14 protein-coding genes are annotated in these 14,493 nt (G+C 57.3%); 6 read left to right on the top strand and 8 right to left on the bottom strand.

The genetic code is table 11. The features are described from left to right. Positions 1–50 precede the first annotated feature (50 nt). Positions 51–1,304, top strand: a complete 1,254-nt coding sequence (gene glyA / locus GIW48_RS26660; protein WP_053137906.1) for a serine hydroxymethyltransferase — start codon at positions 51–53, stop codon at positions 1,302–1,304. A 185-nt stretch (positions 1,305–1,489) separates the two neighbouring features. Here glyA and yjiA read toward each other — a convergent pair whose 3' ends face one another. From yjiA to GIW48_RS26645, 3 genes are all read right to left on the bottom strand, one after another. After that, a complete protein-coding gene (yjiA, locus tag GIW48_RS26655; RefSeq protein WP_169987333.1) occupies positions 1,490–2,497 on the bottom strand; it encodes a GTPase in 1,008 nt (335 codons plus the stop codon). A gap of 131 nt (positions 2,498–2,628) precedes the next feature. Continuing rightward, positions 2,629–2,826: a YbdD/YjiX family protein gene (locus GIW48_RS26650; protein ID WP_003194308.1), complete on the bottom strand. Its 198-nt coding sequence runs from the start codon at positions 2,824–2,826 to the stop codon at positions 2,629–2,631. Positions 2,827–2,841: 15 nt separating this feature from the next. Continuing rightward, complete coding sequence (locus GIW48_RS26645) at positions 2,842–4,908, bottom strand: carbon starvation CstA family protein (RefSeq protein ID WP_017139303.1); 2,067 nt, start codon at positions 4,906–4,908, stop codon at positions 2,842–2,844. 173 nt (positions 4,909–5,081) lie between these two features. Between GIW48_RS26645 and GIW48_RS26640 the strand changes: the two genes are divergently transcribed. The 3 genes from GIW48_RS26640 to GIW48_RS26630 all read left to right on the top strand — a co-directional run bounded on the left by GIW48_RS26640 (position 5,082) and on the right by GIW48_RS26630 (position 7,340). After that, a complete protein-coding gene (locus GIW48_RS26640; protein WP_236460080.1) occupies positions 5,082–5,450 on the top strand; it encodes a PilZ domain-containing protein in 369 nt (122 codons plus the stop codon). 386 nt (positions 5,451–5,836) lie between these two features. Beyond that, positions 5,837–6,334, top strand: coding sequence for a hypothetical protein (locus tag GIW48_RS26635; protein ID WP_236460081.1), 498 nt, complete (start codon positions 5,837–5,839; stop codon positions 6,332–6,334). Between the two features lie 259 nt (positions 6,335–6,593). Next, positions 6,594–7,340, top strand: a complete 747-nt coding sequence (locus GIW48_RS26630) for a sulfite exporter TauE/SafE family protein (protein WP_017139306.1) — start codon at positions 6,594–6,596, stop codon at positions 7,338–7,340. 25 nt (positions 7,341–7,365) lie between these two features. Here GIW48_RS26630 and GIW48_RS26625 read toward each other — a convergent pair whose 3' ends face one another. From GIW48_RS26625 to GIW48_RS26610, 4 genes are read right to left on the bottom strand one after another with little or no spacing between them, the layout of a single operon-like run. Next, positions 7,366–8,100, bottom strand: coding sequence for a hypothetical protein (locus tag GIW48_RS26625; RefSeq protein ID WP_236460082.1), 735 nt, complete (start codon positions 8,098–8,100; stop codon positions 7,366–7,368). A gap of 26 nt (positions 8,101–8,126) precedes the next feature. Continuing rightward, positions 8,127–9,494 carry a DNA repair protein RadA gene (radA, locus tag GIW48_RS26620; protein ID WP_099547618.1) on the bottom strand — a complete coding sequence of 456 codons (1,368 nt, stop codon included), beginning with the start codon at positions 9,492–9,494 and terminating at the stop codon, positions 8,127–8,129. Positions 9,495–9,529: 35 nt separating this feature from the next. Beyond that, positions 9,530–10,069: an ankyrin repeat domain-containing protein gene (locus GIW48_RS26615; RefSeq protein WP_017139309.1), complete on the bottom strand. Its 540-nt coding sequence runs from the start codon at positions 10,067–10,069 to the stop codon at positions 9,530–9,532. A 56-nt stretch (positions 10,070–10,125) separates the two neighbouring features. Beyond that, positions 10,126–11,667 carry a catalase gene (locus GIW48_RS26610; RefSeq protein ID WP_138451907.1) on the bottom strand — a complete coding sequence of 514 codons (1,542 nt, stop codon included), beginning with the start codon at positions 11,665–11,667 and terminating at the stop codon, positions 10,126–10,128. Positions 11,668–11,954: 287 nt separating this feature from the next. Here GIW48_RS26610 and mscL point away from each other — a divergent pair, with 287 nt between their 5' ends. Beyond that, positions 11,955–12,371: a large-conductance mechanosensitive channel protein MscL gene (gene mscL, locus GIW48_RS26605; RefSeq protein WP_017139311.1), complete on the top strand. Its 417-nt coding sequence runs from the start codon at positions 11,955–11,957 to the stop codon at positions 12,369–12,371. Between the two features lie 45 nt (positions 12,372–12,416). Here mscL and GIW48_RS26600 read toward each other — a convergent pair whose 3' ends face one another. After that, a complete protein-coding gene (locus tag GIW48_RS26600) occupies positions 12,417–13,193 on the bottom strand; it encodes a ferredoxin--NADP reductase (protein ID WP_177033974.1) in 777 nt (258 codons plus the stop codon). Positions 13,194–13,625: 432 nt separating this feature from the next. On the opposite strand from GIW48_RS26600, the gene GIW48_RS26595 reads away from it, so the two are divergent. Then, complete coding sequence (locus GIW48_RS26595; protein ID WP_170038102.1) at positions 13,626–14,336, top strand: helix-turn-helix transcriptional regulator; 711 nt, start codon at positions 13,626–13,628, stop codon at positions 14,334–14,336. Positions 14,337–14,493: the final 157 nt, after the last annotated feature.

The following is a 14,493-nucleotide window of genomic DNA, read 5'->3' as shown; positions in this document are numbered from 1 at the left end:
CATTGGGTTAGAATGCCTTCCTTTTCTGCCCCCGATCCTTGAGGACCGCCATGTTCAGCCGTGATTTGACTATTGCCAAGTACGACGCCGATCTCTTCGCCGCCATGGAGCAAGAAGCCGTGCGCCAGGAAGAGCACATTGAGCTGATCGCTTCGGAAAACTACACCAGCCCTGCGGTGATGGAGGCTCAAGGTTCGGTTCTGACCAACAAATACGCCGAAGGCTACCCAGGCAAGCGCTACTACGGTGGTTGCGAGTACGTCGACGTGGTTGAGCAACTGGCAATCGACCGTGCCAAGGAACTGTTCGGCGCCGATTACGCCAACGTTCAGCCACACGCCGGTTCCCAAGCCAACAGCGCCGTGTACCTGGCCCTGCTGCAAGGCGGCGACACCATCCTGGGCATGAGCCTGGCCCACGGCGGTCACCTGACCCACGGCGCCAGCGTTTCCTCCTCCGGCAAGCTGTACAACGCCGTTCAATACGGTATCGATGCCAACGGCCTGATCGACTACGACGAAGTCGAGCGCCTGGCCGTTGAGCACAAGCCAAAAATGATCGTGGCCGGTTTCTCTGCCTACTCGCAGATCCTGGATTTCCCACGTTTCCGCGCTATCGCTGACAAGGTCGGCGCTTACCTGTTCGTCGACATGGCTCACGTAGCCGGTCTGGTCGCCGCTGGCGTCTACCCGAACCCGGTGCCTTTCGCTGACGTCGTGACCACCACCACGCACAAGACCCTGCGCGGTCCACGTGGCGGCCTGATCCTGGCTCGCGCCAACGCCGAGATCGAGAAGAAGCTGAACTCTGCCGTATTCCCAGGCGCCCAAGGTGGCCCGCTGGAGCACGTGATCGCCGCTAAAGCGATCTGCTTCAAAGAAGCCCTGCAGCCTGAGTTCAAGACTTACCAGCAGCAAGTGGTGAAGAACGCCCAGACCATGGCCAGCGTGTTTATCGAGCGCGGCTTTGACGTGGTGTCCGGCGGTACTGAAAACCACCTGTTCCTGCTGTCGCTGATCAAGCAGGACATCTCCGGTAAAGACGCTGACGCCGCACTGGGCAAAGCCTTCATCACCGTGAACAAAAACTCCGTGCCGAACGACCCACGTTCGCCGTTCGTCACCTCCGGCCTGCGCTTCGGCACCCCGGCTGTGACCACTCGTGGCTTTAAAGAAGCAGAGTGCAAGGAACTGGCCGGCTGGATCTGCGACATCCTGGCTGACCTGAACAACGAAGCCGTGATTGACGCGGTCCGTGAGAAGGTCAAGGCCATCTGCAAAAAACTGCCGGTGTACGGCGCTTGATTGCAGTTGCTTGAATAAAAAGCCCGGCTCTTGAGCCGGGCTTTTTTATGGCCGTTCTCAAATTGAAATACGGTTCAATGTGGGAGCTGGCTTGCCTGCGATAGCGGCCTGTCAGTTGGCACACCATTAGCTGACCCACCGCCATCGCAGGCAAGCCAGTTCCCACATTTTGAATGCATTTCGAGTCAGGGTTGGTAGACCCGGGCAAAGCCCTCGCGAATCTTGGCTTCCGGCAACTCATCAGCAATAAACACAATCACACTTTCGCGCGCCTCGCCCTCGGCCCATTCGGTGTCCCAATCGAAACCGTAAAGCTTGAGCACGCCCTGGAACACCATGCGCCGGTCTTCCCCGGCAATATTCAGTACGCCTTTGTAGCGCAGCAGTTGTTTGCCATGGTCCTCCAGCAGTTCGTTCATAAACTCGCTGAGCCGGTCGATATCCAGCGGCTGGTCGGTGCGCAGCACCAGGCTGGAAATACGGTCGATGGACGGCGCGGCACTGACCGGGCGCAGGGTCATGCCCGCGTTGAGATTAAAGCCGCGCACGTCGAGCAGTTCGGCCAGGTCGATTTTGCCGTGGTCGACCACGCGAATCGGCGCACGGCGGTTGATGCGGGTCAAGCGCTGGCTGAGGGCGTCGAAGGATGCCTCATCCACCAGATCACGCTTGCTCACCAGCAGGCGGTCGGCAAAACCGATCTGAGCCTGGGCGATGGTCTGGGTCAGGTGGTGCTCAGCATGGGCCGCGTCCACCAAGGTGATGATGCCGTCGAGGATGTAGCGCTCGCGCAGCTCCTCGTCGATGAAAAAGGTCTGGGCCACGGGCGCAGGGTCGGCCAGGCCGGTGCACTCGATCACCAGCCGGTCGAAGGCGATCTCGCCGCTGTCCAGACGTTCGAGCAGCAGGTACAGGGCTTTGGTCAGGTCGGTGTGGATGGTGCAGCACACGCAACCGTTGGACAGGGTCATGACTTGTACAGGCTCGGCGCCCAACAGTTGGGTGTCGATGCCGGCATCACTGAATTCGTTTTCGATCACGGCGATTTTAAGGCCGTGCTCGGCTTTGAGCAGGTGGCGCAGCAAGGTGGTTTTGCCGGCGCCGAGGAAGCCGCTGAGGATGGTGACAGGGATGGGAGAGGACAAAAAATTCTCCTTGAAGAAACACAGAAACAAATGTGGGAGCAGACCCATGTGGGAGCTGGCTTGCCTGCGATGCAAGCAACTCGGTCTATCAGGCAGACCGAGGTGATGCTATCGCAGGCAAGCCAGCTCCCACATAAAGCCTTGCTCCCACAGGGAGAAGCGCTAACCCGAATACCGGGTCAGCAGCACTTAGGCCCACCCTTGCCACCGTAACGGGCTTCCTGGCGTTCGCGGAAGAACGCCTTGTAGTCCATCACCGGTTTGTCCGGGTGCTTGGTTTGCATATGCTCGACGTAGGTGTCGTAGTCGGGCATGCCGACCATCAGGCGCGCGGCCTGACCGAGGTATTTACCGAGGCGACTGATGTCATTGAACATGGTTGCAATCCTCGTTTACGCGTCCGGTACAGCCTGGAACGGGGCTTCTTTGTCCGTGCGCTCTTTGTTGCCCCAGGCGGCAACGCCGACCTTGAGCGCATAGAACAGGATGCTGAAGACCACGAACAGGAACAGCGCCGTCAGCGTTGCGTTGGTGTAAGCGTTCCAGATCACGTGCTGCATCTGGTCGATGTTCTTGGCCGGTGCGAGGATCTGGCCGTTGGCCAGGGCATCGCTGTACTTCTTGGCCAGCGACAGGAAGCCAATCGCCGGGTTAGCGTCGAACAGCTTGATGAAGCCTGCGGTGGTGGTGCAGATCAGCAGCCAGACTGCCGGCAGCATGGTCACCCAAATGTAGCGCTGGCGCTTCATTTTGATCAGCACAACGGTGGCGAGCATCAGCGCGATACCGGCGAGCATCTGGTTGGAGATACCGAACAGCGGCCACAAGGTATTGATGCCGCCCAGCGGGTCGATCACGCCTTGGTACAGCAGGTAACCCCACATCGCCACGCAACCTGCCGTAGCAATCAAGTTAGCGGTCCAGGACTCGGTACGCTTGAGCGACGGTACGAAGGAGCCGAGCAAATCCTGGAGCATGAAGCGCCCCGCACGGGTGCCGGCGTCGACTGCGGTCAGGATGAACAATGCTTCGAACAGGATCGCAAAGTGGTACCAGAACGCCATGGTGTTTTCACCCGGCAGCACACTGTGCAGGATCTGCGCGATACCCACCGCCAGGGTCGGCGCACCGCCGGCACGCGCCAGGATGGTGGTTTCGCCGATGTCATGGGCCACGGCCGTCAAGGCTTCCGGGGTAATTGCAAAGCCCCAGCTGCTGACGGTTTGCGCCACAGTCACCACATCACCACCGACCACCGCAGCCGGGCTGTTCATGGCGAAATACACGCCGGGCTCGATCACCGAGGCGGCAACCATGGCCATGATGGCCACGAACGACTCCATCAGCATCGCGCCGTAACCGATGTAGCGCGAGTTGACTTCGTTATCCAGCAGCTTGGGCGTGGTGCCCGAGGAAATCAGTGCGTGGAAACCCGAGACCGCGCCACAGGCAATGGTAATGAACAGGAACGGGAACAGGCCGCCCTTCCACACCGGGCCAGTGCCGTCGATGAATTGGGTGAGGGCCGGCATTTTCAGCTCTGGCATGGTGACCAGAATGCCGATCGCCAGGGCGATGATGGTGCCGATTTTGAGGAAGGTGGAGAGGTAGTCACGCGGTGCCAAAATCAGCCACACCGGCAATACCGCCGCCACGAAACCGTAGCCGATCAGCATCCAGGTGATCTGGATACCGGTGAACGAGAAAGCCTTGGCCCACACCGGGTCAGCGGCAATCTGCCCGCCCAGCCAGATCGAACCCAGCAGCAACAGCACGCCGATGACCGAAATTTCGCCAATGCGGCCCGGACGGATGTAGCGCATGTACACGCCCATGAACATCGCGATCGGGATGGTCGCCATCACCGTGAAGATGCCCCACGGGCTCTCGGCCAGGGCCTTGACCACGATCAGCGCCAGCACCGCGAGGATGATGATCATGATCAGGAAGCAGCCGAACAGCGCGATGGTCCCCGGAATGCGGCCCATCTCTTCGCGAACCATGTCCCCCAGGGAACGGCCGTTGCGACGAGTGGACAGGAACAGCACCATGAAGTCCTGCACCGCACCGGCCAGCACCACACCGGCAATCAGCCAAAGCGTGCCGGGCAGGTAGCCCATTTGCGCCGCCAATACTGGGCCGACCAGCGGACCTGCGCCGGCAATCGCCGCAAAGTGGTGCCCAAAGAGGATGTGTTTGTTGGTCGGCACATAGTCCAGGCCGTCATTGTTGAGCACTGCGGGGGTGGCCCGCCGTGGATCGAGCTGCATCACATTGTTAGCGATGAACAGACTGTAGTAACGGTACGCAACCAGGTAGATGGCGACAGCAGCAACCACAATCCACAAGGCGTTGATCGCCTCGCCGCGGCGCAAGGCCACTACGCCCAGGGCGCACGCTCCTACGATTGCCAGCACCAGCCAGGGTAGGTGGCGTAGCAGGCTATTATTATTTTTCATTTTTATATTCCAGCCAGGGTGGACAGAAAGACAGCCAGCCCGAGTTTAGCGCTGTTGGCCTTAAAGGCCACCCCCCTACGTTGGTCTAGAGCCTTGCAACCGTAAAAAAAGCAGAAATAAAGGCCCGATGATGGCGCAGGGCTACAATCCCCTTATCTCCAGAGGGTTTGACCATGAGCGAGCAACCGTCAGATCGGCGCCGTTTTCGGCGTATTGCCTTTGATGCCCGAACGACCATTGCGCAAGACCGCTGGAATTGGCCGGTGCAATTGGTGGACCTGTCGCTCAAAGGTTTGTTGGTGCAGCGCCCTGATGACTGGCAGGGCAATCGCGCTCAGCCGTTTGATGTGGATATCCGTCTGGATCCGCAGGCGCATATAAAGATGCAGGTAAGGCTGGCCCACGATGATCATGGGCAGTTGGGGTTTGTGTGTGAGCACATAGACCTGGAGTCGATCAGCCATTTGCGGCGGTTGATTGAGCTGAATGTGGGCGATCATGAAGAACTGGAGCGTGAGCTGGGCGCCTTGTTAGAAATTTGAAAACCCTCTAAACCGCAGAGGCTACGGGTGTCTGAATAGATCCACTCACCCGCCAGCCTCCGCTACATCCTCACCAATAAAAGTCATACCTTTAGATCAAATCATCATAACAACCCCGCCTGCACGACCACCTGGAAACATATAAACCCTTCACAAAAACGACATACGTCATTTTAATTAAAACTGTAACAACTCAATCCACATTGAATTCGGTGGGAAAAATATGCAACGCCGCTCCTTTCTTTAAAAAGCAACACTTCCAATAATGAAATTATTTTCATGATCGATCATTAAGACGATACGGTTCGCGCGCTTGATAAAAACACAGTTAATAAACTACATTTCACCTGCCCTTCCAGCTCGGCCCTCTAACAGGATGTTAAAGCATGCTTATTGCCAAAGCCGAAATCTTCTTGACCGAAATCCCCTATAAAAACCCCTACCAAACCGCTACCAACATAACCCCGAAGGGGCGGCATATAGTATTAAAGTTAACCACCGATACTGGCTTGGTAGGTTGGGGAGAGTCCGGAATTATCTCAAGACGCTATCCTGCTCAAGGTGATATTCCCGAAACCATGTTGGCCGTCCTTGAAAGTTATCTATGCCCGGCAATCATTGGAAAAGACCCGTGCGCATTCGAAGTTATCATGAGCCAACTCGACACGCTGATCAAAGGGCATCTATTTGCCAAGTGTGCGATTGATCATGCTCTGTTAGACCTCGCGGGTAAAGTGCTTAACATTCCAGTCTGCAACTTGTTAGGCGGTGCATACAACCTCAGCTATACCGTCAGTCGAAGTTTGCCATTTGCCTCCGCCATAGCGCAAGTAAAGCGTAATGTAGCGACGGGCGCTGCGGTATCACTGAGACATGTCTACTGATTACAAATCTTCATTTCAATTCAATATTGTGCAGCGGCAAAAGCCAAAAGGTATTAAAACTCAGTAGTCTTGTTTCAAAAGCGATGGGCGACACCTTTGATCGCCGTCGTCCGATCATTGGTGAATATAGCTTTGTGCACACCGCAAAACTGCACCTAACCGCTAATAGCAGGGACCGCAATTGCTACCATTGGGTAGACCCCCTCTACTTGAACGAATAACAATTAATGCACTTCATCAGGGATGCAGGTCTTTCAATATGATTGAGCATGAGTGGCTGATAGGCGCAGGGTTGGTCGTACTGGGTGTTATGACGGGTTTTATCGGCACCAATACCGGCGGCAGTGTATTTCTAACAGTGCCGGTGATGATCTGGCTCGGAATATCCCCACAGGCGTCGATAGCGACAGCCCGCCTGGCTTCGGTAGGGACGATGTTTGCCGGATTAAGACACTTTCATAACAATGGAAAAGTGGATTACAGGTTAGCGGCCCCCGCCGCCGCACTTGGGTTGGCTGGCGCCTTGGTCGGTGCAAGTCTGCTCGTGCAAATAGATCCGGCGCTGCTGCATAAAATCATTGGCGGCCTGACACTGCTACTGGTGGGGCTTTCACTCATCAGGAAGCCTCACTCGCCGAAGACGGCCCCTTCTTCGCTCAGGCGCTTTTGCGGGTATATCCTGTTTATTCCCGTCGGCATGATCGGCGGCCTGTTCGGCGGGCAGGCCAAGCTATCAACTTATTTGTATATTATATTTTTTAAAAAAACGATCAGTGAGTCAATTGGCACACGTAAGGTGGGTGGCCTCATCCTCTCAGTCGGCTCGTTAATAATATTCGGTGTCAGCGGAATTATTAATTGGCAGTACGGGTGTTGCCTGATCATAGGCACGCTATTTGGCGCCAATGCGGGCGCCAAGTTTGCTCTACAGAAAGGCGATAAGTGGATGGAAAGCGCTTTCAACGTAGTCGTGATTGCCTTGGCGTTGAAAATGATCTTCTGGTAGTGACTCTCTCACGGAAAAGCGACACTCAGGGAAACGCGGCACTCGGGGGGAAGTCGCTTTCCGTGTCCCAATAACCCGCCTTCTGACGCGACACGGCCTGCCATTGCCCATCGATAAAACGATAGGTCGTGTAGCGGGTTGCGAAATCATCGTCGCCGTCACCGTCCATAAAGGACGAGACCTGCAGTAACTCATCCGTACCGCCGGCGGCTGACGTAGCGATCTGCCAGGCGGCTTTGCCGGTCTGGGCCAGGGTCAGCGGCTCGACCTTGCCGGCCGAGCCCTTATAGCTCATTGGTTTGAGTTGCTGTTTGGCCGGCAGCAGCAGCTGAGTCGCCGGGCCGCTGTAACTGCCCATCGGCGCCGTCTGGTCGATGCTCAAAAAGTACACAGTGTCCGGCAGGCCTTTAAGCGGGGCCTTCTTGACCTTCGCCAAGGGGTAGCCAAGATCGTCGTGCGCAAGCACAGCGCCGGACGCCGACAGCAAACGTACCTGGGCATTGAGCAACGGGTTTTCCACCAGATCGCCGGGCTCGTCAAATGAGTCCTCATCCAGGCCATTGCCCCAGCTGTCTTTATGCAACTGCGCGCTGATGCGCTGGTCTTCCAGCACCTGCAGCACGCTGCCGTCTGCTGTCGCCAGTTCCTGGGCCAGGCGGTAACCGGCCGGCAGTGGGGCCGACTCAGCCAAGGCAATGCCCGACAACCCGAGCAAGGCCACGAACAGGGCACATACCCCCCAACGATTGGTCTGTTGCATTGCGTTCATCCCTGATTGCTTCACGTTTATTCGAACAGTGCATCCAGCGCCTGTTCCAGCCGCGTAACGCCAATAATCTTGATTCCCGGCGGCGATTCCTTCGGCATATTGCCCTTGGGTACGATCGCGCGCTTGAAGCCGTGCTTGGCCGCTTCCTTCAAACGCTCCTGGCCGCTCGGCACCGGGCGTACCTCGCCCGACAGGCCGACTTCGCCGAATACCAGCAAGTCATGGGGCAGCGGGCGATTGCGCAGGCTCGACATCACCGCCGCCATCAACGCCAGGTCGGAGGCGGTTTCCAGCACCTTGACCCCGCCGACCACGTTGAGGAATACGTCCTGGTCATGGGTGGGAATACCGCCGTGACGGTGCAGCACAGCGAGCAACATCGCCAGGCGGTTCTGATCCAGGCCGAGGGTGACCCGGCGCGGGTTGGCCAAGTGGCTGTCATCCACCAGCGCCTGCACTTCCACCAACATTGGCCGGGTACCTTCCCACGTCGCCATCACCACACTGCCAGGCACTTCTTCCTGGGCACGGGTAAGAAAAATTGCCGAGGGGTTGGAGACTTCTTTCAAGCCTCGGTCAGTCATGGCGAACACGCCCAATTCGTTGACCGCGCCGAAACGGTTCTTCACCGCCCGCAGCAAACGCAGGCGGCCATCGGATTCGCCTTCGAAATACAACACGGTGTCGACCATATGCTCAAGCACTCGCGGCCCGGCCAAGGCGCCCTCTTTGGTCACGTGGCCCACCAGAAAAATCGCCGTACCGCTCTGCTTGGCATACCGCACCAGCAGCGCCGCACTTTCGCGCACCTGAGACACGCCGCCGGGTGCCGATTGCAGCTGCTCGGTGAAAATCGTCTGGATCGAGTCGATCACCATGACCTTGGGTTTTTCGATACGGGCCGTGGCGATGATGCTTTCGATGCAGGTTTCGGTCATGACCCGCAGTTGATCCTGGGGCAAGCCCAGGCGACGGGCGCGCATGGCCACTTGCTGCTGGGACTCCTCACCCGTGACGTACAGCGCCGGCATGCGGCTGGCAATGCTGCACAGGGTTTGCAGCAGGATGGTCGATTTGCCGATGCCGGGGTCGCCGCCGATCAGCACCACCGAACCGTCCACCAGCCCGCCGCCGAGCACTCGGTCCAGCTCGCCGGACGCCGTGGAGAAACGTGGGATTTCCTCGACGCTGACTTCAGCCAACGTCTTGATCTGCGCCTGTTGCCCGGTCCAGCCGGCGCGGCCGGTGGGGGCTGCGGCGCCGCCGCTTTCGATCATGGTTTCCGTCAGGGTGTTCCATGCACCGCACTCGGTGCACTGGCCGGCCCACTTGGGAAAGGTCGCGCCGCACTCGGTGCAGCCGTACATGCGCTTGGCCTTTGCCATTTGAGAACCTCCAACCGAAAAACCGCGATGATAGCTCAGCGCGGCGCCGGGGTCCGGATTTCACCACTGGCCAAACGTGAAGCGCTGTTGCCGATCGGGTCTTCGGCGTTAAGGTCGGCGCCTTTGGCCTTTAACTCATCCAGCAATTCAACGCGCTTGAACAGCCCGGCGTACATGGCGGCGGTCTGCCCGGCGCCGTTGCGCTGGTCGGGGTTGCAGTCGGTGGCGAGCAGTCGCTGGGCGATTTTCAGCTCGCCTTTGAAGATCGCGCCCATTAATGCGGTGTTACCGCGCTTGTCCTGCACACAGGCGTCGGCGCCGGCGTTGAGCAGGCGTTCCACGAATGGAGCCTGGCCATGGTAGGCGGCAAGGATCAGCGCGGTGTAACCCTTGTCGTCCTGGGTGTTGAGGCTGTAGCCAGATTCTATGAAGGTGTTGAGCATCTCGATATCGCCACGACGGGCAGCATCGAAATAGTAGTCCTGCAACTGAGCCTTGAGCGCGACCGGGTCGGGTGACTCGGCATGGGCGACAAAGGCCAGCATGGCCATCAGTAAACCGATAGAAATTCGCATGAGTTTTCTCCAGCTCGGGGTCGACGCCCATCAGCGGGCGCCGACCGTAACCAACGTCAGTCAGTCAGTTTTTCTGCCAGCGCCTTGACGCGCGCCAGGTCGCCTTTGGCAACCTTGGTCACGCCAGTGCCGTACTCAGGGTCAGCCTTATAGAGGAACGACAGGATGATGTGCTTGCTCTCGTCATCGGTGGTGGCCAGGGAGCCGCCGAAGTTTTCGATCAAGTCCTGACGCTCTTTCTGGCTATAGGAGCGGTACAAGTCACCGGCCTGCTTGAAGTTCTGCTCGCGCTGGATCTTCGCCTGCTGGGTGCTGCCCGACAGCGCCGACTGGCTGTAACGCGCGGCTTGCGGTTCTTCACGTGGCAGCAGGCGGCTTGGCTGGTAGTTCACGCCTGTGGTGGTCTTGCCGGCGTTCATTGCGCCATCCTGGTTACCGTTGTTGACGGTGACACGCGGTGCGTTGATCGGCAGTTGCAGGGCGTTCGGCCCCAGGCGGTACATCTGCGTGTCGGCGTAGGAGAACACCCGGCCTTGCAGCAGGCGGTCTTCCGACGGCTCGATGCCCGGCACCAGGTTGGCCGGGGCCATGGCCACTTGCTCGGTTTCCTGGAAGACGTTGGCCGGGTTGCGGTTCAGCACCATTTGCCCGACTTTGCGTTCCGGTACATTCGGCCAGATCTTGGTGGCGTCCAGCGGGTCGAAATCAAACTTGGCCAAATCCTCAGGTTTGAGCACTTGCACGTAAAGGTCCCACTTGGGGAAATCGCCCTTGTTGATGTGAGTGACCAAGTCGTTAGTCATATGACTGTAGTCACGCCCCTGCACGTCGGTAACTTGCTTGGGGTCAAGGTTCTTGATGCCCTGCAGGCTCTTCCAGTGGAACTTGACGTAATGCACTTCGCCCTTGGCGTTGATCAACTTGTAGGCATGTACGCCGTTGCCGTCCATTTCGCGATAACTGGCTGGCGTGCCGGAGTCGGAATACAACTCGGTGAGTGTGCGGGTGGATTCTGGAACATGGGAGAAGAAGTCAAAACGACGGGAGTCATCGTCGAGGTTAGTGCGCGGGTCCGGTTTGAACGCATGGACCATGTCCGGAAACTTGATGGCGTCGCGGATAAAGAACGTCGGGAAGTTATTGCCCACCAGGTCCCAGTTACCTTCGCTGGTGTAGAACTTGGTGGCGAAACCGCGTGGGTCACGCAGGGTTTCCGGGGAATGGTTGCCGTGCACCACGGCAGAGAAACGCACGAATACAGGGGTGGCTTCACCGGCTGCGAAGACTTTGGCTTTGGTCAGGTCGCTGAGGTTATCGGTGACGGTAAAGGTGCCATGGGCGCCGGTGCCACGGGCGTGAACCACGCGCTCCGGGATGCGTTCACGGTCAAAGCGCTGCAGTTTTTGAATGAGCTGCACGTCTTGCAGCAGCACCGGGCCATTGGCCCCGGCGGTTTGTGAATTCTGATTGTCCCCCACGGCGGCGCCGTTATCGCGGGTCAGGTTGGCGGCTTGTACGGAAAGGGACAGCAGACTGGCAGTGACCAATCCCAGCGCATATCGCGCGGAAACAGGCCTGCGGCTCATTGACGTGTTCATCGGGGTTTCCTCTGGCTTTTTTAGTGCACATTCAGTTGTGCTTGCCAGAGGCTAGTGACCTGCGAGTCAGAAGATAAATAGAAAAACACCACCGGGCTGATTAAGAAAAAAGTGTGGCAAGCCCCTGAAGTAGCGCGTATTTCGCGCGCGATTGATGGCACTTTGCAAACTATTTGCGATTTAATGGGTCGATAAAAATTGACAGTGTTAACGGTTGTGTCGAGCAAGCGGGCTACGACTGACTTACACTGACCTCCACCCTCCTCAACTGTAACAAGGAATAACCTATGGGCGTGATCAGTGAGTTCAAGGCCTTCGCGGTCAAAGGTAATGTGGTCGATATGGCCGTCGGTATCATCATCGGCGCCGCCTTCGGTAAAATCGTTTCCTCGTTTGTAGGCGACGTGGTGATGCCACCTATTGGTCTGTTGATCGGTGGTGTGGACTTCGCTGACCTGGCGATAACCCTCAAGGCCGCGCAGGGTGATGTGCCCGCTGTGGTCCTGGCCTATGGCAAGTTCATCCAGAGCATCATCGACTTCGTGATCGTCGCCTTCGCCATCTTTATGGGCGTGAAAGCCATCAACCGCCTGAAGCGCGAAGAAGCTGTGGCCCCAAGCCTGCCGCCGACGCCGACCAAGGAAGAGCTGCTGCTGGGTGAGATTCGTGATCTGCTCAAAGCACAAAACGACAAACCGCTTTAACCCGCGTTTGCCTGGAAGAGGCGCCTGTTTCAGGCGCCTTTTTTATTACCAGTAATTTTCCACCGCCACTTGCCCTGGGCGCCGGCTCAGGCTCAGTTGCAGGTCGCGCTGCTTGAGCAATTGGCGCGTGTCATCGACCATCTGCGGGTTGCCGCAAATCAGCACGCGGGAGTGCTCCGGGGTCAGGCCTACACCAGCAGCGCGCTCCAACTCGCCATTCTCGATCAGCGTGGTGATGCGCCCGTTCAGTGCCCCAGGGTGCTGCTCACGGGTGACGATGGGAATGTAGGTGAGTTTATGCGCGTACTCGGCCAGGTACTCACGCTCGCCGAGCGTGTTAATCAGCGACTGATACGCCAGTTCCTTGGCCTCTCGGGCGCTGTACACCAGTACGATGCGCTCGAATTTTTCCCAGACCTCGAAGTCCTGCAGGATCGACAGAAACGGTGCCACCCCCGTGCCGGTGCCCAGCAGCCACAGATCACGCCCGTCCACAAAACGATTCAAGGTCAGATAGCCTGTGGCCTGACGCTCAACCATCAAGGTATCGCCCACCTGCAGACGGCTTAATTCACTGGTGAACTCGCCCCCCGGAACGACGATAGAGAAGAAGTCCAAGTGTTCATCAAATGGCGAGGACACAATGGAATAGGCGCGCCACACCGTGCTGCCGTCCGCCTTGGTCACGCCCAAGCGCACAAACTGGCCGGCGGTAAACCGAAAGCCCGGGTCACGGCTGGTGCGCAGGGTAAACAGGCTGGGCGTCAGCGATTGCACTTCGAGCAGGGTCTGGCGGGTAAATTTCTCAGCGCTGGCCGTCATGGGGGGCTCCGTTGAACAGGTGCCCTAGTGTCTCTCAAAGTCGCGCAGGGAAACACCAGTGGTTTGTACTGGCATTGCCAGTGCGAGCAACAGCTATGCTGTTACAGCGCAAGCGCTCGGATCGGAGCTATCCAGTCCCAACTAATTATTTAGCTATTTCTCCCCTTCTAACAGGCCATTAGATGTCGCAGTGCAACTAAACAAATGCCAATTTAATATCACCACCAACCCATTGAACTTATAGGAATAACCCGAACATAAAGCACTATATGTACAAACGATCACTCATTGTATAAGTAATAAACAAACAAAATACGGGCATTCAGTAAAATTTTTTCACATTACGATGTGTAGGCTTTGTCCTACACTGATTTCCGTACCTCGCTGGGATCCGGGACGTGCCCAGGCAACAACACCCATGGAGAGTTACAAATGGTCAACTGGCGCAATACACGACTCCCCAAACTGGAAGGTGAGAACAAGATCACCACTATTTATGAGATGGTCGTCAATCACACCTATGAGCTAGGATTCGAATACTGCTCATTTACGATGAGTTCGCAACAACAAGCTACCCAAACTAAACCGATTCACTTTAATAACTACCCCAATGAATGGAATACCGTTTACAAACAAGCGCATTTTTTTGACATCGATCCGGTAGTCGCCCACTGCAAACGTAGCGTGCTGCCTATCGTGTGGGATGAAAAAACCTTCAGCGCCGCACCCCACCTCTGGTCGTTGGCCCAGTCGTTTGGTGTGCATTTTGGATGGACCCAAGCCGTGCACGATTTCCAGGGCGTGTTCAGCATGCTGACCCTGGGCAGAAGCAACGGCGAAGTCAGCCCACAGGAGCTTTACGAGAAAGCCGGCCAGGTGCTATGGCTTTGTCATGTGATGCATGCTGCGGTGGCACAAAATTATGCCGAAAAGCCGAGCGTCACAGCGCCTTGCAAATTGACCCCACGAGAAACGGAAATCCTCAGGTGGTCGGCCCTGGGCAAGACGGCTTCGGACATTGCCACGATCCTGTGCCTGTCGGAGCGCACCGTGGGCTTTCATATCAGCAGTTGCTTGAGAAAACTGGGGGTCAATAACAAGATTGCCGCCGTACTGTGTGCTTCCAAAGCAGGGTTGTTTTAACCGCTGAAGAAACACCGCATGTAATCCCATCGAAAAAAAAGTAACATTTACGGCCAATTCTGAGTGTTGATACGGCGCATTGATGCCGCTTCGTTGTTCACTCAGATGGTTGCGCCGGTTGCCCATGCCCGCTGCCGCCCCATCGATGACCCAGAGC

This window comes from Pseudomonas sp. PA-6-3C (assembly GCF_021605825.1).
GTDB classification, from domain to species: domain Bacteria; phylum Pseudomonadota; class Gammaproteobacteria; order Pseudomonadales; family Pseudomonadaceae; genus Aquipseudomonas; species Aquipseudomonas edaphica.
Note: the sequence above shows the minus strand (reverse complement) of the source record. Positions and strands in the feature narration are given on the sequence as shown.